At 66.1% G+C, this 24,029-nt stretch carries 25 protein-coding genes; 8 read left to right on the forward strand and 17 right to left on the reverse strand.

From position 1 onward, the window contains the following. Positions 1–31: 31 nt before the first annotated feature. Positions 32–1,459: an amino acid permease gene (locus BOS5A_RS11840; protein WP_151955297.1), complete on the reverse strand. Its 1,428-nt coding sequence runs from the start codon at positions 1,457–1,459 to the stop codon at positions 32–34. Positions 1,460–1,720: 261 nt separating this feature from the next. Here BOS5A_RS11840 and BOS5A_RS11845 point away from each other — a divergent pair, with 261 nt between their 5' ends. Further along, positions 1,721–2,830: an isovaleryl-CoA dehydrogenase gene (locus BOS5A_RS11845; RefSeq protein WP_151955981.1), complete on the forward strand. Its 1,110-nt coding sequence runs from the start codon at positions 1,721–1,723 to the stop codon at positions 2,828–2,830. A gap of 137 nt (positions 2,831–2,967) precedes the next feature. Here BOS5A_RS11845 and BOS5A_RS11850 read toward each other — a convergent pair whose 3' ends face one another. Then, positions 2,968–5,052, reverse strand: a complete 2,085-nt coding sequence (locus BOS5A_RS11850) for a M13 family metallopeptidase (RefSeq protein ID WP_151955298.1) — start codon at positions 5,050–5,052, stop codon at positions 2,968–2,970. A 107-nt stretch (positions 5,053–5,159) separates the two neighbouring features. Here BOS5A_RS11850 and BOS5A_RS11855 point away from each other — a divergent pair, with 107 nt between their 5' ends. From BOS5A_RS11855 to BOS5A_RS11875, 5 genes are all read left to right on the forward strand, one after another. Then, entirely contained in the window at positions 5,160–6,800 is a 1,641-nt protein-coding gene (locus tag BOS5A_RS11855) for a carboxyl transferase domain-containing protein (protein WP_151955299.1), read from the forward strand. 137 nt (positions 6,801–6,937) lie between these two features. Continuing rightward, on the forward strand, positions 6,938–7,288 hold the full coding sequence (locus BOS5A_RS11860) for an endonuclease domain-containing protein (RefSeq protein WP_234419319.1): 351 nt from the start codon (positions 6,938–6,940) through the stop codon (positions 7,286–7,288). A gap of 11 nt (positions 7,289–7,299) precedes the next feature. After that, positions 7,300–7,764 carry a nuclear transport factor 2 family protein gene (locus tag BOS5A_RS11865; protein ID WP_151955301.1) on the forward strand — a complete coding sequence of 155 codons (465 nt, stop codon included), beginning with the start codon at positions 7,300–7,302 and terminating at the stop codon, positions 7,762–7,764. Between the two features lies 1 nt (position 7,765). Then, complete coding sequence (locus BOS5A_RS11870) at positions 7,766–9,697, forward strand: acetyl/propionyl/methylcrotonyl-CoA carboxylase subunit alpha (protein ID WP_151955302.1); 1,932 nt, start codon at positions 7,766–7,768, stop codon at positions 9,695–9,697. Between the two features lie 92 nt (positions 9,698–9,789). Continuing rightward, positions 9,790–10,248, forward strand: a complete 459-nt coding sequence (locus BOS5A_RS11875) for a GNAT family N-acetyltransferase (RefSeq protein WP_151955303.1) — start codon at positions 9,790–9,792, stop codon at positions 10,246–10,248. Positions 10,249–10,252: 4 nt separating this feature from the next. Here BOS5A_RS11875 and BOS5A_RS11880 read toward each other — a convergent pair whose 3' ends face one another. From BOS5A_RS11880 to ybgC, 9 genes are all read right to left on the reverse strand, one after another. Then, positions 10,253–10,507, reverse strand: coding sequence for a hypothetical protein (locus tag BOS5A_RS11880; RefSeq protein ID WP_234419320.1), 255 nt, complete (start codon positions 10,505–10,507; stop codon positions 10,253–10,255). Continuing rightward, positions 10,500–10,709, reverse strand: a complete 210-nt coding sequence (locus BOS5A_RS11885) for a toxin-antitoxin system HicB family antitoxin (RefSeq protein ID WP_151955305.1) — start codon at positions 10,707–10,709, stop codon at positions 10,500–10,502. Before BOS5A_RS11885 ends, BOS5A_RS11880 begins: the two co-directional genes overlap by 8 nt. Before the next feature lie 9 nt (positions 10,710–10,718). Next, a complete protein-coding gene (locus BOS5A_RS11890; RefSeq protein WP_199857354.1) occupies positions 10,719–11,615 on the reverse strand; it encodes an SPFH domain-containing protein in 897 nt (298 codons plus the stop codon). A gap of 121 nt (positions 11,616–11,736) precedes the next feature. Continuing rightward, on the reverse strand, positions 11,737–12,258 hold the full coding sequence (gene pal / locus BOS5A_RS11895) for a peptidoglycan-associated lipoprotein Pal (protein ID WP_151955307.1): 522 nt from the start codon (positions 12,256–12,258) through the stop codon (positions 11,737–11,739). A 76-nt stretch (positions 12,259–12,334) separates the two neighbouring features. After that, positions 12,335–13,711 carry a Tol-Pal system beta propeller repeat protein TolB gene (gene tolB / locus BOS5A_RS11900; protein WP_151955308.1) on the reverse strand — a complete coding sequence of 459 codons (1,377 nt, stop codon included), beginning with the start codon at positions 13,709–13,711 and terminating at the stop codon, positions 12,335–12,337. A gap of 17 nt (positions 13,712–13,728) precedes the next feature. Continuing rightward, entirely contained in the window at positions 13,729–14,625 is an 897-nt protein-coding gene (locus tag BOS5A_RS11905) for a hypothetical protein (RefSeq protein WP_151955309.1), read from the reverse strand. Beyond that, complete coding sequence (gene tolR, locus BOS5A_RS11910) at positions 14,625–15,065, reverse strand: protein TolR (RefSeq protein ID WP_151955310.1); 441 nt, start codon at positions 15,063–15,065, stop codon at positions 14,625–14,627. Before tolR ends, BOS5A_RS11905 begins: the two co-directional genes overlap by 1 nt. A gap of 156 nt (positions 15,066–15,221) precedes the next feature. Further along, complete coding sequence (tolQ, locus tag BOS5A_RS11915) at positions 15,222–15,908, reverse strand: protein TolQ (protein WP_151955311.1); 687 nt, start codon at positions 15,906–15,908, stop codon at positions 15,222–15,224. After that, positions 15,905–16,375, reverse strand: a complete 471-nt coding sequence (ybgC, locus tag BOS5A_RS11920) for a tol-pal system-associated acyl-CoA thioesterase (RefSeq protein WP_151955312.1) — start codon at positions 16,373–16,375, stop codon at positions 15,905–15,907. The genes tolQ and ybgC overlap by 4 nt, the downstream gene beginning before the upstream one ends. A gap of 352 nt (positions 16,376–16,727) precedes the next feature. Here ybgC and BOS5A_RS11925 point away from each other — a divergent pair, with 352 nt between their 5' ends. After that, positions 16,728–17,006 carry a hypothetical protein gene (locus BOS5A_RS11925; RefSeq protein WP_151955313.1) on the forward strand — a complete coding sequence of 93 codons (279 nt, stop codon included), beginning with the start codon at positions 16,728–16,730 and terminating at the stop codon, positions 17,004–17,006. Between the two features lie 79 nt (positions 17,007–17,085). On the opposite strand, the gene BOS5A_RS11930 is transcribed toward BOS5A_RS11925, so the two are convergent. The 4 genes from BOS5A_RS11930 to BOS5A_RS11945 form a co-directional block, all read right to left on the reverse strand. Next, the gene (locus BOS5A_RS11930; protein WP_151955314.1) at positions 17,086–17,823 is read right to left on the reverse strand and encodes a hypothetical protein; all 738 of its coding nucleotides are present in this window, start codon (positions 17,821–17,823) and stop codon (positions 17,086–17,088) included. Positions 17,824–17,899: 76 nt separating this feature from the next. Further along, a complete protein-coding gene (locus BOS5A_RS11935) occupies positions 17,900–18,520 on the reverse strand; it encodes a YdeI/OmpD-associated family protein (protein WP_151955315.1) in 621 nt (206 codons plus the stop codon). After that, positions 18,517–19,536, reverse strand: coding sequence for an NAD(P)H-dependent flavin oxidoreductase (locus BOS5A_RS11940; RefSeq protein WP_151955316.1), 1,020 nt, complete (start codon positions 19,534–19,536; stop codon positions 18,517–18,519). The genes BOS5A_RS11935 and BOS5A_RS11940 overlap by 4 nt, the downstream gene beginning before the upstream one ends. 97 nt (positions 19,537–19,633) lie before the next feature. Further along, on the reverse strand, positions 19,634–20,905 hold the full coding sequence (locus BOS5A_RS11945; protein ID WP_151955317.1) for an aspartate kinase: 1,272 nt from the start codon (positions 20,903–20,905) through the stop codon (positions 19,634–19,636). A 53-nt stretch (positions 20,906–20,958) separates the two neighbouring features. Here BOS5A_RS11945 and ubiG point away from each other — a divergent pair, with 53 nt between their 5' ends. Then, positions 20,959–21,717 carry a bifunctional 2-polyprenyl-6-hydroxyphenol methylase/3-demethylubiquinol 3-O-methyltransferase UbiG gene (gene ubiG / locus BOS5A_RS11950; protein ID WP_151955318.1) on the forward strand — a complete coding sequence of 253 codons (759 nt, stop codon included), beginning with the start codon at positions 20,959–20,961 and terminating at the stop codon, positions 21,715–21,717. A 375-nt stretch (positions 21,718–22,092) separates the two neighbouring features. Here ubiG and BOS5A_RS11955 read toward each other — a convergent pair whose 3' ends face one another. Then, on the reverse strand, positions 22,093–22,992 hold the full coding sequence (locus tag BOS5A_RS11955; protein ID WP_151955319.1) for a nucleotidyl transferase AbiEii/AbiGii toxin family protein: 900 nt from the start codon (positions 22,990–22,992) through the stop codon (positions 22,093–22,095). Continuing rightward, on the reverse strand, positions 22,985–23,860 hold the full coding sequence (locus tag BOS5A_RS11960; protein WP_151955320.1) for a hypothetical protein: 876 nt from the start codon (positions 23,858–23,860) through the stop codon (positions 22,985–22,987). The genes BOS5A_RS11955 and BOS5A_RS11960 overlap by 8 nt, the downstream gene beginning before the upstream one ends. Between the last annotated feature and the right edge of the window lie 169 nt (positions 23,861–24,029).

The raw sequence follows: 24,029 nt of genomic DNA on the forward strand, positions 1-24,029 counted from the left end.
GGACTCCCGCCTTCGCGGGAGCACATCGCAGCTATTCCAAAACAGCCCGCCTTCTGCCCCACACCAGATACACCGACAACCCGATCGCGTTCCAAACCACGAACGACACCTGCGTCACCGTCTGCAGACTGGTGAACAGATACAAGCACCCCAGGATCGCCGCCGGCGCAACCACCCAGGCAAGCGGCGTCCGGAACCCCGCGTTTACTGATCCCCGCCGCCGCCGCACCAGCACGCAAGCCGCCACCGCCACGAACGCACACAGCGTCCCCGCATTGGCCAGGCTCGCGATCACATCCAACGGGGTCAGTGCCGCGATGATCGACACGAACACCGCCGTCACCATCGTGATCCGCGCCGGAGTCCCGCGCTTAGACACCCTGGCGAGTCCTGCCGGCAGGAACCCGTCGCGCGCCATCACCAGGAAGATGCGGCTCTGCCCGTAGAGGAACCCCAGGATCACCGTCGGCAACGCGATCGCCGCCGCCGCCGCGACGATGGTCGCCACCCGGTCCTGCCCGATCCCGCGCAGGATCAGCGCCAGCGGCTCGGGCGAGTTGGCGAACCTGGCAAAGCCCAGCGCCCCCACCGCTGCCGCCGCCACGACGATATAGATGATCGTGCACGCCACCATCGACCCGACGATCCCGATCGCCAGATCGCGCTCGGGCCGCTTCGCTTCCTCCGCCGCGGTCGAGATCGCGTCGAAGCCGTAGAATGCGAAGAAGATGATCGCCGCCGCGCCCATCACCCCGTATTTCACGCCGCCCTCACCCGCGGTGCTGCCCAGTCCGTAAGGCGCGAACGGATGCAGGTTCGCGGTGTTGAAATGCGGCAGCGCGACCGCGACGAAGAGCGCAAGCGTCACGATCTTGAGGACGACGAGCGCGGTGTTGATCCGCGCGCTCTCCTGCGTGCCGAGCGACAGCAGCCCCGCGACCACCGCGATGATGACGATCGCGGGCACGTTCACTCCGACCTGCGTGACCGCAAACGTTCCGTGGAACACGCTTCCAGCCACGGCCGGACCGTGGGTCAGCGCATCGGGCAGGATGACTCCCAGCCCCGTCAGAAACCCGACCGCATAGCCCGACCAGCCCACCGCAACCGTCGCGACGACGAGCGAATATTCCAGGATCAACGACCAGCCGACGACCCACGCGATCACCTCACCCAGCTCCGCATAGCTATAGGTATAAGCACTCCCCGACGCCGGAATCGCGGTCGCCATTTCCGCATAACAAAGCGCCGCGCAGGCACAGATCGCGCCCGCCACGACGAAACTCAGCAACACCGCCGGCCCCGCCCGGTCGGCCCCGACGCCGATCAGCGTGAGGATGCCCGTCCCCACGATCGCCCCGACCCCCAGCGCCACCAGATGCGGCCACGACAGCGTGCGCGCCAGCTGCCGCTCTGGCGGCTGCGGGTGAATCGTCTTGCGACGCATGAGACTGGACATTGCGTTCCCCTTGATCCTCCCCGGCACGGGGAGGGGGACCAGCCGCAGGCTGGTGGAGGGACCCGCCACGCACGACTCACCGGCGGCGGGCCCCTCCACCACGCCGCTGCGCGCCGCGGTCCCCCTCCCCGTGCCGGGGCGGAATTCGACCGCTTCAATCTGACGCGATCATGTTCTACGGCACCGGTAACAGACGAAACCAGTCCTTGGGAGAGACAAGTGGACACCGCCCTCGACTTCGCGCTCGGCGAGAACGCCGACATGATCCGCGAGACGACCCAGCGCTTCGCCGCCGACCGCATTGCACCGAAAGCCGCCGCGATCGACGAGGAGAACAGGTTCGACCGCTCGCTCTGGCCCGAAATGGGCGCGCTCGGCCTGCACGGCATCACCGTCGAGGAGGAATGGGGCGGGCTGGGCCTAGGCTATCTCGAGCACGTCGTCGCGATGGAGGAAGTCAGCCGCGCCTCCGCCTCGATCGGCCTCAGCTATGGCGCGCATTCGAACCTGTGCGTCAACCAGATCCGCCGCTGGGGCTCGCCCGAGCAGAAGGCGAAATACCTGCCCAAACTGATCTCGGGCGAACATGTCGGCAGCCTCGCCATGTCGGAGGCCGGCGCAGGCTCCGACGTCGTCTCGATGAAGCTGAAGGCCGAAGCGAAGGGCAACGACCGCTACGTCCTCAATGGCACCAAATTCTGGATCACGAATTCGACCGAAGCCGACACCCTCGTCGTCTACGCCAAGACGGGCGAAGGCGCACGCGGCATCACCGCGTTCCTGATCGAAAAGGGCATGGCCGGGTTCAGCGTCTCCAGGAAGCTCGACAAGATGGGCATGCGCGGCTCCGATACCGCGGAGTTGGTGTTCGAGGATTGCGAAGTCCCGGCCGAAAACGTCATGGGGCCGATGAACGGCGGCGTCGGCGTGCTGATGAGCGGTCTCGATTACGAGCGCGCGGTGCTCTCGGCCGGACCGCTCGGCATCATGCAGGCCTGCCTCGACGTGGTCCTGCCTTACGTCCGCGAGCGCAAGCAGTTCGGCCAGGCGATCGGCAGCTTCCAGCTGATGCAGGCCAAGGTCGCCGACATGTATGTCGCGCTCAACTCCGCGCGCGCCTATGTCTATGCCGTCGCGCGTGCCTGCGACGCCGGCAAGACGACCCGCTTCGACGCCGCCGGCGCGATCCTGCTCGCCAGCGAGAATGCGGTGAAGGTCAGCCTGGAGGCGATCCAGGCGCTCGGCGGCGCGGGCTACACCAAGGAGTGGCCGGTCGAACGCTTCCTGCGCGACGCAAAACTCTACGACATCGGTGCCGGCACCAACGAAATCCGCCGTTTCCTGATCGGCCGGGAATTGATCGGCGCCTGAAAAGTCCTCCCCGGCACGGGGAGGGGGACCAGCGAAGCTGGTGGAGGGGCGGTGCGAAGCACCGGCTGCGCCGGCCCCTCCACCACCGCCTTCAGCGGCGGTCCCCCTCCCCGAGCAAAGCTCGGGGAGGACCTAGATCACCAGACATGCACCCGCTTGTCCGGCGCCAGATACAGCTTCTCCCCCTGCTTCACCTGGAACGCCGGATACCACGCATCGAGGTTCCGCACGGTCAACACCCGCCATTCCGCCGGCGCGTGAACGTCGGTCGCCACCCGCGCACGCAGCGCCTTCTCGCGCGTCTTCGTCCGCCAGCCCTGCGCAAACGCCAGGAAGAAGCGCTGGTCGCCCGTCAGCCCGTCGATCACCGGCGCTTGCATACCGTTCAGCGACTTCCGATATGCCTCATACGCCGCGGTCAGCCCGGCCACATCCGCGATGTTCTCGCCCAGCTCCTGCTGCCCGTTCAGATGCAGCCCCGGCAGCGCCTCATAGGCATTGTATTGCGCGACCAGCGCCTTCCCCGACGCCTCGAACCGCGCGAAATCCTGCGGCGTCCACCAGCTTCTGAGCTTGCCGGTCGAATCGAAATCCGCACCCAGATTGTCGAAGCTGTGGCTGATCTCGTGCCCGATGACCGATCCGATCGCGCCGTAATTCGCCGCCGCATCGAACTTCGCGTCGAAATACGGCGTCTCCAGGATCGCCGCCGGGAAGTTGAGCGCGTTTTGGAGCGGCAGATTGACCGCATTCACCGTCTGCGGCGTCATCCACCACTCGCCGCGATCGACCGGCTGGCCGATCTTGCCGATCTGCTGGCGGTAATGCGTCAGCTCCGCGCCCTGCAAATTCGCGACCGGATTGTCCGCGCTCACCGCAAACCCAGAATAATCGAGCCACTTGTCGGGATAGCCGACGCCCACCCGCAACACCTGCAGCTTCTTGCGCGCCTCCACCTTCGTCGCCGGCGCCATCCAGTCGAGCGCCGCGATCCGCGCGTCGAACGCCGCGACGATGTTCTTCACCATCCCCTGAATCTCGGCCTTGGACGAGGCGGGAAAGTATTTCTCGGCGTAGATCTTGCCCACCGCGTCGCCAAGCGCCGCATTGGTCGCCGCGATCGCCCGCTTGTCGCGCGCCTGCTGCTGCGGTGTGCCGTTCAGCGTCTTGCCGTAGAAGTCGAACGATGCCGCGTCGAACGCGCTCGGCAACACGCTCGTCACCTGATTGATCGTGTGGAACGCCAGCCAGTCCTGCCAGGTCTGCAAGGGCTCCGAATTGACCAGCGCCGCTTCCTTCACGACCGTCGCCGGCTGCCACACGATGAAGTCCTGCTGGTTCGGCAAGGACGCCGCCGCCCAATAGGCGTCCCAGTCGATCCCCGGCGCCTTCTTCGCGAAGTCCGCGCGCTTCCACGGGTTGTTGCCCTTCTTCGCGCTCTGGCTGGTGACGATGTCGGCATGTGCCTGCGCCAGCTTCGTCTCCAGCGCGACGATCCGGTCCGCCCGCGCGCCCGCATCGCTCATCCCCGCGAGGCCCAGCAGCTTCGCGACATAGCCCTTGTACGCCGCGCGCTGCGCGACCATGTCGGGCTTGGTCGAAAGGTAATAGTCGCGGTCCGGCATCCCCAGCCCGCCCTGCATCAGATACGGCACCGTCGTGTCGGGTCGGTTGAGGTCCTGCGTCACGAAGAGTCCGAACAGATTCTCGGTCGAGAGACTCGTCGCGTTGAGCGGATCGGTATCGGCGCGCATGTTCGCGCCCAGCATCGTCGACAGCGCGCGCTTGTCCTTCAACTGCGCGATCGCATCGAGCTGCCCCTTGAGCGGCGCCAGTCCGCGCCGCTCGATTCCCGTCGTGTCGAGATACGCCTTGTAGTAATCCGCGATCCGCGCGTTGTCGGAACCCGCGGCCGGATTGCTCTTCGCAATCTCCGCGAACAGCGCCGCATTGCGCCCTTCCGCGACCTTGAACACGTCATAGCCGACGCCGATCGACGACCGGTCCGCCGGAATCTCCGCCTTCGCCGCCCACGCGCCGTTCGCATAGGCGTTGAAGTCGTCGCCCGGCTTCACGCCCTTGTCGATATAGGCCTGATTGACACCCGAAAGCGTCCCCGTCTCCGCCTTCTTTTCCACGGTCGTGGTGGAATTGGTGGTCGTCGTGGTGCTCGGCGAGCAGGCAGCGCTGGCGAGCAGCAGGGCGAGAACGGAACGCTTCATGGGACAACTCTCCTGACGTGTATGGCCGCGGCGATACACCCGCGCGCGCCGGCTTCCAATAGGGCGCATCCGCGTCTAGTCACGCTTGAAACGATGAGGATGCCAGCATGAGCGCCCCGGTGCTCGATACCAAAGTCTCGCCCGAAAGCCCCGAATTCCAGGCCAACGCGGCGCACAACCGCGCGCTGGCCGAACGCCTGCGCGCCGATGTCGCGCAGGCCGCGCTTGGTGGCAGCGACAAGGCGCGCGACCGCCACACCGCGCGCGGAAAGCTCCTCCCCCGCGACCGCGTGGAGAGGCTGCTTGATCCGGGCAGCCCGTTCCTCGAGATTGGCCAGCTCGCCGCCTGCGACATGTATGAAGGGGAAGTCCCCGGCGCCGGCCTGATCGCGGGCATCGGCCGCGTCTCCGGACGGCAGTGCATGATCGTCTGCAACGACGCGACCTTGAAGGGCGGCACCTACTACCCGCTCACCGTCAAAAAGCATCTCCGCGCGCAGGAGATCGCCGAAGCGAACCGCCTCCCCTGCATCTACCTCGTCGACTCAGGCGGCGCGAACCTGCCCCACCAGGCGGAGGTGTTCCCCGACCGCGATCATTTCGGCCGCATCTTCTTCAACCAGGCGAACATGTCGGCGAAAGGCATCCCCCAGATCGCGTGCGTCATGGGCAGTTGCACCGCCGGCGGCGCCTATGTCCCCGCCATGTCCGACGAGAGCGTGATCGTCCGCGGCCAAGGCACGATCTTCCTCGCCGGCCCCCCCTTGGTGCAGGCCGCGACCGGCGAGGTCATCTCCGCCGAAGACCTCGGCGGCGGCGACCTCCACGGCCGCAAGTCGGGCGTCGTCGATCACGTCGCCGAAAATGACGAGCACGCGCTGACGATCGTCCGCGATATCGTCAGCCACCTCGGCAACCCCCCGTTCGGGCTGAGCGAAGTCGAAGCCCACCCTTCGACTTCGCTCAGGGCTAACGGCACGAGGACACCCCGCCCCCCAAAATACGACGCCGAAGACTTATACGGCATCGTCCCCCAGGACGTCCGCGCCCCCTACGACGTCCACGAAGTCATCGCCCGCCTCGTCGATGGCAGCGAGTTCCACGAGTTCAAGGCGCTCTACGGCAGCAGCCTCGTCTGCGGTTTCGCGCACATCTGGGGTCAGCCGGTCGCCATCCTCGCCAACAACGGCGTCCTGTTCAGCGAGAGCGCGGTCAAGGGCGCCCACTTCATCGAACTCGCCTGCCAGCGCCGCGTGCCCTTGCTGTTCCTCCAGAACATTTCCGGCTTCATGGTCGGCGGAAAATACGAGGCGGAAGGCATTGCCAAACATGGCGCAAAGCTCGTCACCGCCGTCGCCACCGCGACCGTCCCCAAGATCACGATTTTGATCGGCGGCAGCTTCGGCGCCGGCAATTACGGGATGTGCGGCCGCGCCTATTCCCCCCGCTTCCTGTTCAGCTGGCCCAACAGCCGCATCAGCGTGATGGGCGGCGAACAGGCGGCTTCGGTGCTGGCGACCGTCCACCGCGACGCCGCGAACTGGACGCCCGAAGAGGCCGAAGCCTTCAAGGCACCAATCCGCCAGAAATACGAAGACGAAGGCAACCCCTGGCACGCCACCGCCCGCCTGTGGGACGACGGCATCATCGATCCGGCCCAGACCCGCGACGTCCTGGGCCTCGCGCTTGCCACCTGTCTCAACGCCCCAATCCCCGAGCGCCCCGCGTTCGGCGTGTTCCGGATGTGAGGGTGCAGGCCGCACCAATTCCTCCCCGGCACGGGGAGGGGGACCATTCGGCAAAGCCGAATGGTGGAGGGGGCCCACGCCCACCATTCACCGCGCCCATCAAACTCGTAAAACGTGCCCGCAAGCTCCGCCGCGAAATGTCTCTTCCCGAAGTCCTACTATGGCGAGAACTCCGCAAACGCCCCGGCGGTTTCAAGTTCCGCCGCCAGCATCCGCAAAGCGGCGCGGCACTCGACTTCGCCTGCATGGAGGCAAGGCTCGCGATCGAAGTCGATGGCGAGGCTCATAACCGCGGCGATCAGCCCCAATACGATCTCCAGCGTGATAGGCGGCTTTCGGCTGACGGCTATCTGACATTACGAATCCCGGCACGCGCAGTTCTTTCCGATCTCGATGCGGTCATCCCCGCCATCGTCGCGCTCTGTGAAGAGCGAGGCCCCCTCCACCGGCCTACGGCCGGTCCCCCTCCCCGTTCCGGGGAGGATTGAAGGACACGCCCATGATCCTCCCTCTCCTTCTCCAGATCACACCCGTAGCCCCCATCGTGAAGGGCACCGCGCTCCCCCCGCCCTCGTCGGAGGAAGCCGCGGTCATGGCGCCCATCACAGCGATGTTCGCCGGCCTCGCCGCGCGCGACGCCGCGGCGATCACCGCGCAACTCCGCCCCGAAGGCAGCGCCACCGTCGCCGCCGAGAAACCCGACGGCACCCGCTCCGTCAAACACCTGACGTGGAGCGAATTCACCGCCGGCATCAAACCCGGCCCCGAACGCTATGAGGAACGCCTGTCGACCCCGGCAATCGAGATCGACGGCGACATCGCGATGGTCTGGGCGCCCTACGTCTTCACGATCAACGGCAAGGTCCACCACTGCGGCACCGACCACTTCGGTCTGGTCCGGGAGAGCGGGCGCTGGAAAATCCTCAACATCACCTGGTCGCAGCGGACCACTTGCGAAGGCTGACATGATTCGATCCCTCCTCATCGCCAATCGCGGCGAGATCGCCTGCCGCATCATCCGCACCGCGCGCTCGATGGGCATCCGCACCGTCGCGGTCTATTCGGACGCCGACGCCAAGGCGCTCCATGTCCGCCAGGCCGACGAGGCGGTTCACATCGGCGCGTCCCCGGCGCGCGAAAGCTACCTCGTCGGCGACAAGATCATCGCCGCCGCGCGAGCGACCGGCGCCGAGGCGATCCACCCCGGCTACGGCTTCCTCAGCGAGAATGCCGACTTCGCGCAGGCCGTGATCGACGCCGGCCTCATCTGGGTCGGCCCCCACCCCGACAGCATCCGCGCGATGGGGCTGAAGGACGCCGCCAAGGCCCGCATGATCGCCGCTGGTGTCTCCGTCACCCCCGGCTATCTCGGCGAGGACCAGTCCCCCGATCGCCTGCGCGCCGAGGTCGACGCAATCGGCTACCCCGTCCTGATCAAGGCGGTCGCGGGCGGCGGCGGCAAGGGCATGCGCCGCGTCGATAGCGCGGCCGACTTCGCCGATGCGCTCCTCTCTTGCCAGCGCGAGGCCGCCTCCTCCTTCGGCGACGACCGGGTGCTCATCGAGAAATACATCCTCTCGCCCCGCCATATCGAGGTGCAGGTCTTCGGCGATATCCAAGGCAACGTCGTCCACCTCTTCGAGCGCGATTGCAGCCTCCAGCGCCGCCACCAGAAGGTCATCGAGGAAGCCCCCGCCCCCGGCATGGACGAAGCGACCCGCGAGAGCATCTGCGCCGCCGCCGTCCGCGCCGCGAAAGCGGTCGACTATGTCGGCGCCGGCACGATCGAATTCATCGCCGACGCGAGCGAAGGCCTCCGCGCCGACCGCATCTGGTTCATGGAAATGAACACGCGGTTGCAGGTCGAGCACCCTGTGACCGAGGAGATCACCGGGCAGGACTTGGTGGAGTGGCAGCTGCGCGTAGCGAGCGGCGAGCCTCTGCCGAAGCGGCAGGATGAGCTGGCGATCGATGGCTGGGCGATGGAAGCGCGACTATATGCGGAGGACCCGGCGAAGGGGTTTCTGCCATCAACCGGGACGCTCGAGATTTTTCGAGAGCATCTGGACGTGCGGCTCGAAACCGGGGTGTATGAGGGCGCCGAGATCACCGGCTTCTACGATCCCATGATCGCTAAGATCGTCGTCCACGAACAAACGCGGGAAGGGGCCTGCGAAGCGCTGGCTCGGGCTTGCGCGTCCACAGATATCTATCCGGTCAAAACCAACGCCCCCTTCCTTTGGCGCGCGCTGGACGATCCCGACTTCCGCGCCGGCAAGATCGATACAGGTTTTATCGCGACTAAAGGCGACGCGCTGCTGCCGCCAGCTGAACCCACGGAAGACATGATCAAACAGGCGGCCGCCGCCGTCCTCGTTCAGGAATATTATGGCGAAGCCACGATCCTGTCTTTCTGGGATAAGGACCTGCTGGCGTCGCGCCAAAATGATCCGTGGCGGGGGGCGCTGGGTTTCAGACTGAATGCGCCCGACAATCTCGTCGTTGCGTTGAACTTGGAGGGCAAACCCCACGTCACGACACTCCCGCGCGACTGGCGATACAAGCAGGTCGTAGGGGAACCGGTCGCAGCGGGTGTCGCCGTAAACGACGACGGACTGTCATTCCTCGCCGCCGTTTCGAGGACGTCGGGGATTGCCACCGGCACCGCCGCCGACGGCGCGATCCTCTCCCCCATGCCCGGCCGCATCATCGCGGTCGCGGTCGCGGGCGGCGATGCCGTCGCCAAGGGCCAAAATCTCGTCACACTGGAGGCGATGAAGATGGAGCACAGCCTCACCGCGCCCTTTGACGGCACGGTGGCCGAACTCAACGCCACTGAAGGCGGGCAGGTCACCGAAGGCGCGCTGCTCGTGCGGATCGAGAAGGCGGCGGAATGAGCGACGCTCATTGTATCCCCGCGAAGGCGGGGATCCAGTCTGGGCTCCCGCCTTCGCGGGAGCACATCAGCGCGATGACAGAAGGACCAGCCATGACCCGCCTCACCATCCGCGACGCCCACCGCACCGAAGTCGCCGCGATCGTCCGCCTCCTCCACGACGACGAGAACGGCCGCCTCCGCGAAGACCCGAGCGAACCGCTCGATCCCCGCTACCTCGCCGCCTTCGACGCCATCGCCGAAGACCCCAACCAGCAACTCATCCTTGCAACCCTCGACGGCGAACCCGCCGGCACGATGCAGCTCAGCTACCTCCCCGGCCTCGCCTTCCGCGGCGCCTGGCGCTGTATGATCGAATCCGTCCGCATCGCGAGCCATCTCCGCAACCAGCGCCTCGGCGAGGAACTCATCGGCTGGGCGCTCGATCGCGCCCGCCAGCGTGGCTGCTTCATGGTCCAGCTCACCTCGCAAAAGGATCGCACCGGCGCCCACCGCTTCTACGAACGGCTCGGCTTCACGCAGAGCCATGCCGGCTTCAAGATCCGGCTGTGACCGATCAGTCGCGCTCGCCCCACCGCCACCGCCAGCCGCCGCGGGTGTGCCGAGCCGCGATCCACGTCGCGCCCACCAGCAGGATCAGCAGCAGCCAGCCCTTCGTCCCGATCCGGTCCTTCGGCACCGACTTCTGGATCGCCACGACCAACGCAATCACCGCTCCAAGCATCACCCAGCCGGGCCACCGGATGGGCACCCCGGTGCCGAAGCCATACCGCTTCGCCGCGAACCACGCGTTCTCATCATCCTCACGCATCGCCATCCTCCTTCGGCGGCCGCCCGCGTTTCGGCCGCTCGCTGATCGCCACCTTCACGCCTCGTTTCGCGAGAGCCTCGCGCAACAGGCACTCCATCTCGGCATTCACGCTCCGGAAGTCGCCCGCCGCGGCGCGCTCGATCGCCGCGTAGAGCGCGGGATCGAGGCGCAGCGGGAACGCCTTCTTGGTCGGAGCCGCCACGCGCCTAGCCTACTGGTAAAGCGACCCGGCGTTCACCACCGGCTGCGTATCGCGCTCGCCGCACAGCACGACCATCAGGTTGCTGACCATCGCCGCTCGCCGCTCGTCGTCGAGCTCGACGACATTCTTCGCGCTCAACTGGTCGAGCGCCATCTCGACCATGCCGACCGCACCCTCGACCAAAGTCTGCCGCGCCGCGACCACCGCCTGCGCCTGCTGGCGCCTGAGCATCGCGCCCGCAATCTCCTGCGCATAGGCCAGATGCGTGAACCCGCATTCGTCGACGGTGATCCCCGCCACCGTCAGCCGCGCGATCAGCTCGGCGCGCAGCTCGACGCCGACCTGCTCGTGATTGCCGCGCAGCGTCACTTCCTGATGCTCGTAATCGTCATACGGATAGCGCGAGCCGATGGTGCGTACCGCCGCCTCGATCTGCACGTTCACGAAAGCCTTGTAGTCGTCGACATCGAACAGCGCCTGCGCGGTGTCGGTCACCCGCCACACCACCTGCGCCGCCATCTCGATCGGGTTGCCGCGCAGGTCGTTGACCTTGATCTTGTCCGAAATCACGTTGTTCGCGCGCACCGACAGCTTCTTGCGGATCATCCACGGCAGCACCCAGCGCAGGCCCGTAGCGCGGTCGGTGCCCTTGTAGCTGCCGAACAGCGTGATCGCCGCTGCCTGGTTGGGCTGGAGCATGTAGAACCCCGCCGCGATGAACGCGACGCCGATCGCGCACAGGATCGGCAGCACCGACCAGACCGGCGACCACATCTCGCTCGCCAGCTGGCTGACCGCGAACACGCCGGCTGCGGTCAGGGCCAGCCCGATGACCAGCATCGGATACCCGCTCGCGGTCGCCGCCTGCCGCTCGCTCGAATGTTGCAACAAACCCCCGTTCGCCATCTCGTCCTCCATTAAAGTGATATCACTTTTATATCGAAGGCTGAGTCGCCGCAAGCGGAATCGAAAAGCGCCCCGGACGGCATCCCGTCCGGGGCGCTCCACGCGTTCGCAAGGAGGTCGGTCAGTTCAGCACCACCGTCACCGCGCGGCGGTTCTGCGCCCAGGCGCTTTCATCCGAACCCAGCGCCACCGGGCGTTCCTTGCCATAGCTGATCGTCGTGATCCGCTCCGGCGACACACCCTTGGCGACGAGGTAGTTCTTCGCCGAGTTCGCACGGCGATCCCCCAGTGCAAGATTGTATTCGCGCGTCCCGCGCTCATCGGCATGGCCCTCCACCGTCACTCGGACGTTGGGGAATTTCGCCAGCCACGCCGACTGCGTGTCCAGCGTCGCGCGCGCCGTATCGTCCACGTCGGACACGTCGGTGCCGAAATAGACGGTGTCGCTGGTGACCGATCGCTTGAAGTCGGCGGCCGAGCCCGGGATCACCGCATCGCCGACATTGCCCGTCTGGCCCTGGCCCGTCGTGTCGGTGGGCGCCGCGCCGGGTGCGGGGGGCAGCACTTCGGGGCGCTTCTTCGAGCACGCAGCGGTCGCGACGATCGCGGTCGCCATTAGCAGCGTGGTTGCCAGTCTTGCCATTTTCAGTCTCCCAGTATTGGCCATGATATGGTCGGTGGAAATCGTTCCGCCCCCGTTACACACCCCCTCAACGCATTTACGGGCGAAGCGGTCCCCAGCCCGGATCGGAACCGTCGAGCGGCGTCGGAATCTTGCGCTCGTTGACGCCCGTCAGATCGACCGACCACAGGTCCGCACGCCCCGCATTGCCCTGCCCCTGGCGGAAGAACATGATGACCCGGCCGTTGGGGGACCAGCTCGGCCCTTCATCCTGCCAGGCGTTGGTCAGCAGCTTCTCGCCCCCGCCGGACGGCGACATCACCCCGATACGGAACGCACCCGAGATGCGGGTGAACGCGATGAGGTCACCCTTCGGGCTCCATACCGGCGTCGCATAGCGTCCGCCGCCGAAGCTGATCCGCTGCTGGTTCGACCCATCGGCATTCATCACATAGATCTGCTGCCCGCCCGAACGGTCGCTCTCGAACACGATACGGCTGCCGTCGGGCGAGTAGCTGCCGCCAGTATCGATTCCCGGCGAGGTCGTCAGCCGCTGCGGCGATCCGCCCGACGACGATACCCGGTAAATGTCTGTATTTCCGCCCACCGCCATCGAGAACAGAATATAACGTCCATCCGGCGAGAAGCGCGGCGCAAAGGTCAGGTTCGCGTTCGACACCACCAGCCGCTGCCGCCCCGATCCGATGTCATAGACATAGATGGACGGCCGCTTGTTCACATAGCTCATATAGACGATCGACTGCTGATTGGGCGCGAACCGCGGCGTCAGCACGATCGACTGGCCGTTGGTCAGGAAGCGGTGATTGGCGCCGTCCTGATCCATGATCGCCAGCCGCTTGATGCGCCGGTTCTTCGGCCCGGTCTCGGAGACGTAGGCGACGCGGCTGTCGAAATACGGCCCCTCGCCGGTCAGCCTTGTATAGACCATGTCCGCGCATTTGTGCGCCGCGCGGCGCCAGTCGGACGGTGGCACGACGAAGCCCTGCCGGGTCAATTCGGTCTTTGCATAGACGTCGTACAGATAGCAGCCGACCGTCAGATTGCCGTCGCCGTTGGCGCGGATGAACCCCTGCACCAGCGCCTGCGCGCCCGACGATCCCCAGAAGTCATAGGCCGGCGCCGTCACCTCGGGCATCGACACAGGGCGAAGCTGGCCGGGGTTCAGCGGCTTGAACAGCCCCGAATTGCGCAGGTCGTTGGTGATGATCTCGGCCAGCTGCCGGCCGAGCACGTCGGTCGATCCGGCGGGGGTGTTCACCACCGCCTGGGTCGGCATCGGCGGAATCGCGATCGGCGTCGGCGCGGCGATGCCGCCGGTGATATCGACCCGCAGCCGCTGCCCGCCCGCGTCCGCCGGCGGTGCCGGTTGCTGCGTGGGTGCGTCCTGCCCGAAGGCTGGCACGGCGCTCATCGCGGTCAGCGCGAGCAGCGAAGCGATCATCGTCCGGCGCATCTCTCTCTCCCGTACTTTTACCCGAGCTGCCTCGGGATGAATCCCATGTCGAAATCGGCCCAGCCGCCGTCATACAGTTCGGGCGGCAGACCCTTGAGCGGCGAACAGCGCAGCACCGCGCGGCGGCTGAGCTCACCCATCTGCTTGGCATAGCCGCGATTGTCGTCGTTGACGCCTTCCTGTTCGGACACCGTCGCCGCCGCAATCGATCCGTCGCGCTTGAACTGGAGCCGCAGCACCGTCGTGATATCCATAGCCGACGTGCCACCGAGCGATCCGAGATCGTAGCACGGCTGGACCTGCCGCCGGATCAGCCCCGCAATGCTCGCGATGTCGCGCGCGCCGACCTTGGCCGCGCGCGGCGTCTGCGTCCGGCTCTTCGACGGCTGGTCCGAAATTCCTTTCAGGAAATCCGCCCCCAGCCGCGATCCGCGGGGCTTGGCAGCGGTCGCGGTCGGCGACTTCCCCGTTGCCTTGGCAGGCGTGGGCTGCGATTTCGCCGCTGGCGCGGGCTTCGCGGCCTGTTTCGTCGGCGCAGGCTTGGGCGGCGCCGGTTGCGGCTTGGGTTTCGGCGGCGCGGGCTTCGCGACCTCCGCCGGCTTCGGTTTGGGTTGGGGTTGCGGTTCAGCCGGCTTGGGCAGCGGCGGGGTCGGCTCGGGCGGCGCCTCGACCGGAGCCGGCGGCGCGGCCTCCTCGGGCTTGCCCTGCTCCGGCGCCACGGACTGCGCCGGCGCCTCGGTCGATTGCGGCGCCTCCGCCTCCATCGCCACGTCGTCGGACAGCGTGACCTCGATCGGCGTCGCCTTCAGCTTCAACGGGTTGGGCGTCGCGAGGAAGCCGACCGACAGCAGCCCGAACAGGACGACATGCCCTGCGAGCGCCACGCCCAGCCCGATCTTCTCGCTACGCTCCATCACTTGGTGCCTTCGTCGCCCACCGTCACCAGCGACACACGGTTGAGCCCGGCGCGATTGAGCTCGCCCATCACTCGCATGACGCGCCCGTAATCGAGCGCGCGGTCGGCGCGCAGGAACACCTGTGGCGGCTGATCCGGCGTGCCCTGTGCGGCGATACCCTCAAGACGCGACGGCAGATCGCTCTCGGCGATCTCTTCCTTGTCGAGGAAGATCTTGCCCTGCGCATCGAGCGAGATCTGCGTCGGCTTCTTGTCCTGATCGAGCGGCTTGGCGCGGCTGTCGGGCAGCTGGATCGGCACCCCCGCGGTCAGCAGCGGCGCGGTGACCATGAAGATGATGAGCAGCACCAGCATCACGTCGACGAGCGGCGTGACGTTGATATCCGCCATCGGCGCGCGGCGGCCTCGACCCCGCTGCGAGGGGAGGTTCATGGCCATCTCAAATCCTCCCCAAGCTCGCTTGGGGAAGGGGACCGCCGGCAAAGCCGGTGGTGGAGGGGCCGACGGCGAAGCCGGCGCTGCGCGCCGCCCCTCCACCAGCCTGCGGCTGGTCCCCCTCCCCATCTTCGATGGGAAGGGCTTGTAGCGCGCCTCTCACGCGTCCAGTTCCCGACTGAGCGTCGCATGAAACCCATCCGCAAACCGGTTCAGCCTTGCCTCGATCCGATTGATCCCGTGCGAAAACCGGTTGTATGCGATCACCGCCGGAATCGCCGCGAACAGCCCGATCGCCGTCGCGAACAGCGCCTCGGCGATCCCAGGCGCCACCACCGCGAGCGAGGTGTTTTGCTGGCTAGCGATGCTCGTGAAGCTGCGCATGATGCCCCACACCGTGCCGAACAGCCCGACGAACGGCGCGACCGAACCGACCGTCGCCAGGATATTCAGCCGATCCGAAATCCGGTCGATCTCGCTCGCGACCGCCGCGCCCATGCTCGTCGCCAGCCGCTCGCGCGTGCCGCCGCGATCGATCGACTTGCCCGCGGTCGATCGCCGCCATTCGTTGACGCCCGCCGCGAACACCTTCGCGCTCGGCAGCTTGCTGTCCTGATGTACGCGGTAGAAGGCATCGACGTCGTCGGCCTTCCAGAAATCGGTCTCGAACCGCTCCATCGCCTTGCGCGTCCGCCCGGTCTTTGCCCAGAAGCTGACGATGATCGCCCAGGTCCAGATACTGGCGAGCAGCAGCCCGATCATCACCCCCTTCACGACCCAGTCGGCCTGGATGAACAGCGCGATCGGCGACAGCGTCGCCGCGTCGGTATTGAAGAACGGGTTCATGGGTCTGGCTGATCCCCCAAGGATACGAGACGGTTGTAGATGGCGAGCCACGCCGCCGGCTGACGCCGCGGGCGCCCGCCGGGCGTGACGAAGGCGGCGGTCACCTCCGCGGAGGCAAGCTTCTGCGCGCCCCGCATGACTCTCTGCTGAATGACGACGCTCGCCGCCCTGACCTGCGTCAATCGCGATACGACGATCAACGCGTCATCCAGTCGGGCGGGCGCATGGTATCGGATCGCGAGGTCCGCGACCGCATAAGCCCCCTCGCCAGCCTCATGCGCGGCGCGCTGATCGATGCCCGCGACCCGCAGCATGTCCGACCGCGCGCGCTCCATGAAGCGCAGATAGTTTGCGTGATAAACGACGCCCGAGAGATCGGTATCCTCGAAATACACGCGGAGCGCGAAGCGGTGCTCGGTGCCTTCGAAGCGGCCCGAACAAGGCTGGTCTTGCGCAACATCGGTCATCGACGCGGCTGTTAACCCAACCACCCCGCAGAGGGAACCCGCCCTGCCGCTATGTGTGTCGGAAGCAGACCGCGGCATGACACGCAGGCGGCTTCCGCCCCCAATCTTGGCCGGCCCCGTAATTTTGTTCGCTCCCTGATTGCGGACGTTCACGCTGGCAGTATGGTCGGGCATGGGCGAAAACCGGCGACGTCTTGATGAGCTGTTGCGGCGGCGACGTCGCGCGGGCCTCGTGCCAAGGGCTGTTAAAGCATGGGCAGCGCTAGGTGTGGCAGCGTCTCCGCTTTCGGCTGACCGTCAAGCGGCGCTCATAGCTCGTTTGCGCGCGTCCAGCCTTCGGCGATCCGGCGTATTGTCCGAAGCCTCCGGCAGGCCGCTCTCCGACGACATTGATGATTTCGCCGAACCAAACGATCTGCTGATTGTCATCGGCTGGGATGTCGATGAAGAGCCTGCCGTCCTCCTGCCCGCCGAAGCCGTCAGCCGGTTTGTAACCGATCTCAGCTCGCTCTATCCTGATGGCTTCGTACTGCTCGATCAGCCCACAACCGAGGCCCTCGTTATCGATTTCGACGAGGATAGTCCTTCGGCTGTTTACTTGGATCGGGTGCCCCTGCCGTCAGAGGAATAAGGGCGGCTTGGCATCAATGGCGTCCCGATAGCCGCCCTTCGGCTTTCCCCCACCCTCAAACATGGCTCAAAGCAATGGATCAATCGCCCAGATTGGACAGGTCGATCTCCAGCCGCGGGGCCGCCTTCGGCTCCGCCACCACCGTCGCAGGCGTCGCAACAGTCGCGATCACCGGCTGCATCCGCGGCGCCATCGCCATCTGCTGCACCGGCATCTGCGCCGTCCGCCAGGCGTCATACGCGCGGTAGAAATCGGTGAATGGCCGGTCGAGCGACGCGAGGTGCTGGCTGGCGAACGTCGCAAACGCGGCCGGCTCGACCGTCGCGACCTCACCGAGCGTTTGTGCCGCCGCCGCACAGAAGCGGTCCCGCACGAAACTCTGCGAGAAATAATTGTAGAGTCGCGTCATCGCGTCGTCATAGCGATCCTGCCAGTCGCCCCCACCAGCGCGGTATTCCGCCGCCAGTGCCGTCTGCGCGCTCGCGAGCGCCGTCTTCTGCGCGGTCAGCATCGCGTTGTAGCGATCGACCAGCCCCGCATCCTCCGGCCGCCGGCACGCCAGCGCCGCGACGTTCAGCGCCGCGCGCAGATGCCAGGTCGCCGCCGCCGCGCTGAGCGCTCGGTTCGGCGTCTGATAGCTGCCGTCCGCCAGCATCGCGGGGATCGCCATCCCCGGATAGCCGCCCTCCGGCATCGCCGCGCGCACCGGCGGCGCCATCATCACCGGCGGCGGCGTCACCGCGATCTTCGGCTGCGAGGCGCACCCCGCCAGCGCGATCGTCGCGGCGGCGGCAATGAGAGGACGAATGCGGACCATGACCAGCTCCCTCGGATCGCATCATCGCGACCCGCTTTATGAAGGGAAAGCTGGACTCAAATGGTTAACGAAGCGTTTACGATTCTCGCTCGGCCGTGCCTCTGCGGCCGCGCGGCGGATAGATCGTCTCGCCGGCCGCGCACATCGCGACGAACTTTACCACGCGCGCGGCCCGGGTCTCGGCGCGTTTCGCCTCCGCAACCCGGTGCAGAATCGCGTAGCGATTGGCGCCGTCCAGCGCATCGAAGAACGCCCGCGCACCCGGCGAGGCGTCCAGCGCTTCGGCCAGGTCGTCCGGCACCGCCGCGGTGGATTGCGGCGCATAGGCCGCGTCCCACCGGCCGTCCGCTTGCGCCGCCGCGATTTCCCGCGCGCCGCGATCGGCGACCCGCCCCTCGGCGATCAGCGCGATCGCCCGCGTGCGGTTCTTCTCGGACCACCGGCTGCGGGCTTTGCGCGGGGTGAAGCGGATCAGCCACCACGCATCGTCATAGGCATCGAGCTGCCCGTCGATCCAGCCGTGGATCAGCGCCCCGTCGATCGCCTGCGCCCTCGTCAGTGCCGACGCCACGTTGCCTTTCTTCGCCAGCTTGAGCCACAGGCCCGCCGCCCCCTCGCCCTGCCCCGCAAGCCATGCCTCCCAAGCGTCCGCATCGGGAAAGCCGACGATCGGCAACCCGGCGCGCGTCTCGCTCACGCCGCGCGCGCCTTCAGCGCGTCGGCCGCCTCCGCCATCAGAGCCGCGATGATATCGGCGAGCGGCTCTTCCTTCGTCACCATGCCGACCGACTGCCCAGCCATCACCGATCCATGCTCGACATCGCCATCGATCACCGCACGGCGCAGCGCCCCCGCCCAATAATGCTCGATCTGCAACTGCGCCTCGCCCATCGCGAGCGCCCCCTCGTCGAGCAACTGCGCGACCTCGCGCTGTTTGGCGGTGAATAGCTCGCCCGCCGCGTTCTTCAGCGCGCGCACCGGAATGACCGGCAACCGCGGGTCGATCTGCACCGACGCGGTCGCATCACGCGCCGAGGCCCGGATGAACGCCTTCTTGAAGTTCGGATGCGCGATGCACTCGGTCGCACAGACGAAGCGCGTGCCGAGCTGCACCCCTGCCGCGCCCATGTCGAGATACCCCGCGATCGCCTCGCCCCGCCCGATCCCGCCGGCCACGAACACCGGCACCTGTTCGGCGAGGTCCGGCAGCATCTCCTGCGCCAGCACGCTCGTCGAAACCGGGCCGATATGCCCGCCCGCCTCCATCCCCTCGATCACCAGCGCATCGACGCCTGACCGGATCAGCTTCTTCGCCAGCGCGAGCGTCGGCGCGAAGCACACGACCTTCGCCCCCGACTCCTTGATCGCCTCCAGCGACCCCTTGGGCGGCAACCCGCCCGCCAGCACGACATGCCCGACCCGATGCTTCGCGCACACCGCGATCAGCTCGAACAACTGCGGATGCATCGTGATCAGGTTCACGCCGAACGGCCGCTCTGTCAGCGCCTTCGTCCCCGCGATCTCCGCATCGAGCAGCTCCGGCGACATCGCCCCGCACGCGATCACCCCGAACCCGCCAGCGTTCGACATCGCAGACACGAGGTTCCGCTCGGAAACCCAAGACATCGCCCCCGCCATGATCGCGACCTCGGACCCCAGAAACGCCGCCCCGCGCGCCATCCGGCGCTGGAGCCGCTCCGTGCCAACGCTCATCTAAATCCCTCCGTTCGTTTCGAGCATAGTCGAGAAACGCCGCTAGGCGCTCCGGCCACGTTTCTCGACTGCGCTAGAAACGACCTGGCGAAGGCGCTCACGCCGCCTCCTCCGCATCCAGCCCGTAAGCCGTATGCAGCACCCGCACCGCCAGCTCCGTCTCGTCCTCGTGGATCAGCACGCTCACCTTGATCTCGCTGGTCGAGATGGCGAGGATATTGATCCCGCGCGCGCCAAGCGTCGTGAACATCGTCGACGCCACGCCCGCATGGCTGCGCATTCCCACGCCGACGACCGAGATCTTCGCCACCCGCGTATCGTGCACCAGCTCCGCAAAGCCGATCGCCGCCCGCGCCTGGTTGAGCGCCTCGATCGACCGCGCGAGGTCCGCCGCGGGCACCGTGAACGTCACGTCGGTCGAGCCGGGCCGCCCCGCGCTCTGGTGCGCGATGTTCTGGATGATCATGTCGACGTTGATGTTCGCCGCGGCCAGCGGCTCGAAGATCGCGGCGACCGCGCCCGGCTGGTCGGGCACGCTCGTCAGCGTGATCTTCGCCTCGTTCTTGTCGTGCGCGATGCCGGTGATGAGCTGGCGTTCCATATCGTCGATTTCCTCTTCCCCAACGATCATCGTGCCGGGCAATGTGTCCGCCATCGGCGCATCGTCGCCGGTGAAGGACGAGAGCACCTGCACGCGGACCTTTTCCTTCATCGCCAGCCCGACCGAGCGCGTCTGGAGCACCTTCGCCCCAACGCTCGCCAGTTCCAGCATCTCCTCATACGTCACCTGCCGCAGCTTGCGCGCGCGCGGCACGATGCGCGGGTCGGTCGTATAGACGCCGTCCACATCGGTATAGATGTCGCACCGGTCCGCCTGCATCGCCGCCGCCATCGCCACCGCCGAGGTATCCGAACCGCCCCGCCCCAGCGTCGTCACGCGCTCCCCCGCCGCAACCCCCTGAAACCCCGGGATCACCGCGACTTCCCCGCGCGCCATGCTCGCCCGCAGCGAAGCCGTATCGATATCCGCGATCCGTGCCGAGGCATGGCCGTCGGACGTGCGGATCGGCAACTGCCATCCCAGCCACGACCGCGCCGGCACGCCCGCCGCCTGCAGCGCGATGGCCAACAGCCCGCTCGTCACCTGCTCGCCGGCCGAGACCACCACGTCATATTCGCGCGCATCGTATAGCGAGGAGGCCTCGCGGCAGAACCCTACCAGCCGGTCGGTCTCCCCCGCCATTGCCGAGACGACCACCGCGACCTCGTTGCCCGCCTCCACCTCGCGCTTCACCCGTGCGGCGACGCTGCGGATGCGCTCGATACCGGCCATCGACGTGCCGCCGAACTTCATCACGATCCGCGCCATGTCCGGTTGCCATTCCTCTTGGGGGAAAACGGCCGTCCTGATAGGTAGCGCGCATGGCAAGTGCAAGCGAACGCGTAACGACCCCGTCCCCGACCGGCGCGTCCTCGATCGATGCGAAGGAAGCCGCGCATTTCGGCGCGATGGCGGCCGACTGGTGGGACCCGAAGGGATCGTCGGCGATGCTCCACCGCCTGAACCCCCCGCGCCTCGCCTATATCCGCGAGCAGATCGACGCGCACTGGCACATCGAAAGCAGCAGCTTCACGCCTCTCGCCGGCAAGCGCGCCCTCGACGTCGGCTGCGGCGCCGGCCTCCTGTGCGAGCCGCTAGCCCGGCTCGGCGCCACCGTCACCGGCATCGACGCCGCCCCCGAAAACATCGCCGCGGCCAAGGCGCACGCGAGCACCAGCGGCCTGATCATAGACTACCGCGCCGGCAGCGTGGAAACCGTCCCCGACCGCTTCGATCTCGTCACCTGCCTCGAGGTGATCGAGCACGTCGTCGACGCCCCCGCCTTCGTCCGCGCGCTGGCCAAGACGCTCGCGGAGGACGGCCTCCTCATCCTCTCCACCCCCAACCGCACGCCCAAATCCCGCCTAGCGCTCATCACCCTGGCAGAAGGCACCGGCCACATCCCCCGCGGCACCCACGACTGGCACAAGTTCGTCACGCCCGAAGAACTGACCGCGATGGTGGAGGATACGGGGCTGTCCGCAACGGATCGTCGCGGGCTGGCTTTCTCGCCGGGGCGGGGGTTTCACCTGTCGGAGGATGTGGGGCTGGATTATTTCCTGACCGCGCGGCGCGGTTGAGGTTGGCGGGAATTGGGCAGCTTGCAGACTGGCAGCATTCTTACCGAACGCGAGAAGCAGACGTTGGTTCAGCTGACCTCGGCTGTCGCGAAGACCCATAAGGCGACACTCATAGCACCCTATCCGCTTCCCACCTTCCGCCGTCGTTCGTCATGACCATCATCGATGTAATGTCAGTCTGACGCGACCCACTTTCCAAACGGTCCCTCCCCCTTCCCTACACCTGACCTACGTTCACGACGAGCCTGACGATGGCTTAGCGTCCGAATCGGCCATTGAAATAAGAGTCAGACCGTTTTGAAAATATCGCCTTTTCAAGTGCAATCAGGCGTCAGCTTTCGGCAAATATGCGCCATCACCGATCTTAAGGATGGTTCAGCGACGTGTCCAAGGCAACGAGCGGTAAAATTTGTCCACAACTTCGAAACAGCCATCGAAATCCGGCAGGTCCTCAAGCTCAAGGCCGAGCGTATCCCAATTTTTCGCTGCGCGATCCCGGACTTCGGCTTGGCCTAGCGCCTCGCGGTCAGGCTCGATGTCGCGAGCGCGGCACTTCTCCCGGAGCAAAGCAAGGAGGCGGACGCGCTCGTCCGCGTCAAGCGCGAATTGCTTCAGCAGGCAGGCGATGTCGTAGACGTCTTGGCGTCGGTTGCGCCTGCGCTTCGGCTGTTGAAGCAGCGCGCGTAGTTTTTCCGCGATCAGGTCGAGCAGCGAATACGCTCGAACCGTCACACCCTCGTGACCAAGCCGGACGATCTGAATGGCGTTCACCGGCTCGCGAAAGGCGATATCAACGTCGAGCACATTTGTTGCAGTGCCGGTGAGGAAAGTTCGCTCCTGAGGCGAACCGCGCCTCGCATAGCCTACGCGCAGAGCAAGGAGCGGGCCGTTTGCCTTGGCGAACATTCTTGCGCTCGGCTCGTAGCGCGACGACTGAACGTTGCACATGAGGTCCGGATATCCGAGCTTCGCCGCCGCCCGGGGGAATGCGCTGTTTAGCTCGGCCTTGAGCGCTTCCGCCATCTCCTTGCTGGGCTCGCTGATCGCGGTGAAGTCGATGTCGCCGGTCTGGCGCGGGCTCTTATAAACCACTCCCATCAGGATTCCCCCCTTGAGGAATATCTCATTGGCAAACGGTTTTGTCATCGCAAGTGCGGCAAGAAATATCTCGGTTATTTGGCGCTCGAGATGCGCCTGAGGATCGGCGTTGGCTTTCTCGATCCACTCGCTGATGTCGACCGCGATCCGCTCCCCTATTTCGACTGCTTCAGACATTGAGCGATAGCATCCACTTTTCAGAGAATAAGGGGGCGAACGGCTTGCCAGGGTCTAGCACGCGGCTGGACCCGCGTTGCGCGAAGCTTGCCCAGACCGAGATGCGCGGGTCGCGGATGCCGATATGCTCCTCCAAGATATATCCTGCGCGGACCTTCCAGATGCCTTTTTCCGCGCGCGCCACGCGATCTATGATTTCTTCGACATACGTAGGGGCATGTTCGGACCATATGTCGAGAACATGCGACATTCCGCCGCTCAGTTCGGGACTATCCAGCGTGTCGAGGAACGTCTGGCCGATCGTGGCGATCCGCGACAGGCTCCCTTTTATCGGGATCTGATCGGCGGGAAATTTGGTCGTGTCGATCGAGATCGGCCGGCCGCGCACCGTGTCTGGATGCGCCACTGCCTTCGCAGGCTCGATATCTTTATCGGTATCATCGAGGAGTTCGCCATAGTCGCGCTCCATTAGCTCGCGGACCAGCTGCCGCCGCATCACGGGCGTCGGTTCTACAAGTAGCAGATGCTCGGGGCGTCGGTTGGTGAGACCGTAACGCTGAAGCGCGGATAGATGGGCGATATGGCAGAAGGGATCGACTGAGCAGATCACATCCTCTGCCGGAGCGTCCGGTTTGTCGACCAGCCGCCAGTGCGAGCTGTAATCATGGTCTTGGCGAATAATCCCTTCACTGCGCAACAGGCTGCGCGTGCGCCTGAAAACCTCGCGGCTTGGTGTCTCGCCGCGCAGATATTTTGCGGTTTTGGACTGATATATGATCCACAGCTCGCGGAACATGTCGTAATTGGAAAGCACTGGCCTAGGCTGGCTGGTGAGCGCTCGTGAAAGCGTCTCAGCCACCTGGGTCATTCGCTTACGTTGCTGAAATGGGCGCAGTGCTTCTCGCATTTTTCTCAGTGCCCTATATGCTATGTCCTAAGGACATAGCATATAGGGCACTATGGCGTTGTCAAGAGCAGCGCAGTAAGGACTGCTCCCAGTTTCTCAATCCACATTGACAGTTTCTAACGTCGGCGAT

Origin of the sequence: Sphingomonas sp. EC-HK361, from assembly GCF_902498785.1 — a bacterium.
Classification (GTDB): domain Bacteria; phylum Pseudomonadota; class Alphaproteobacteria; order Sphingomonadales; family Sphingomonadaceae; genus Sphingomonas.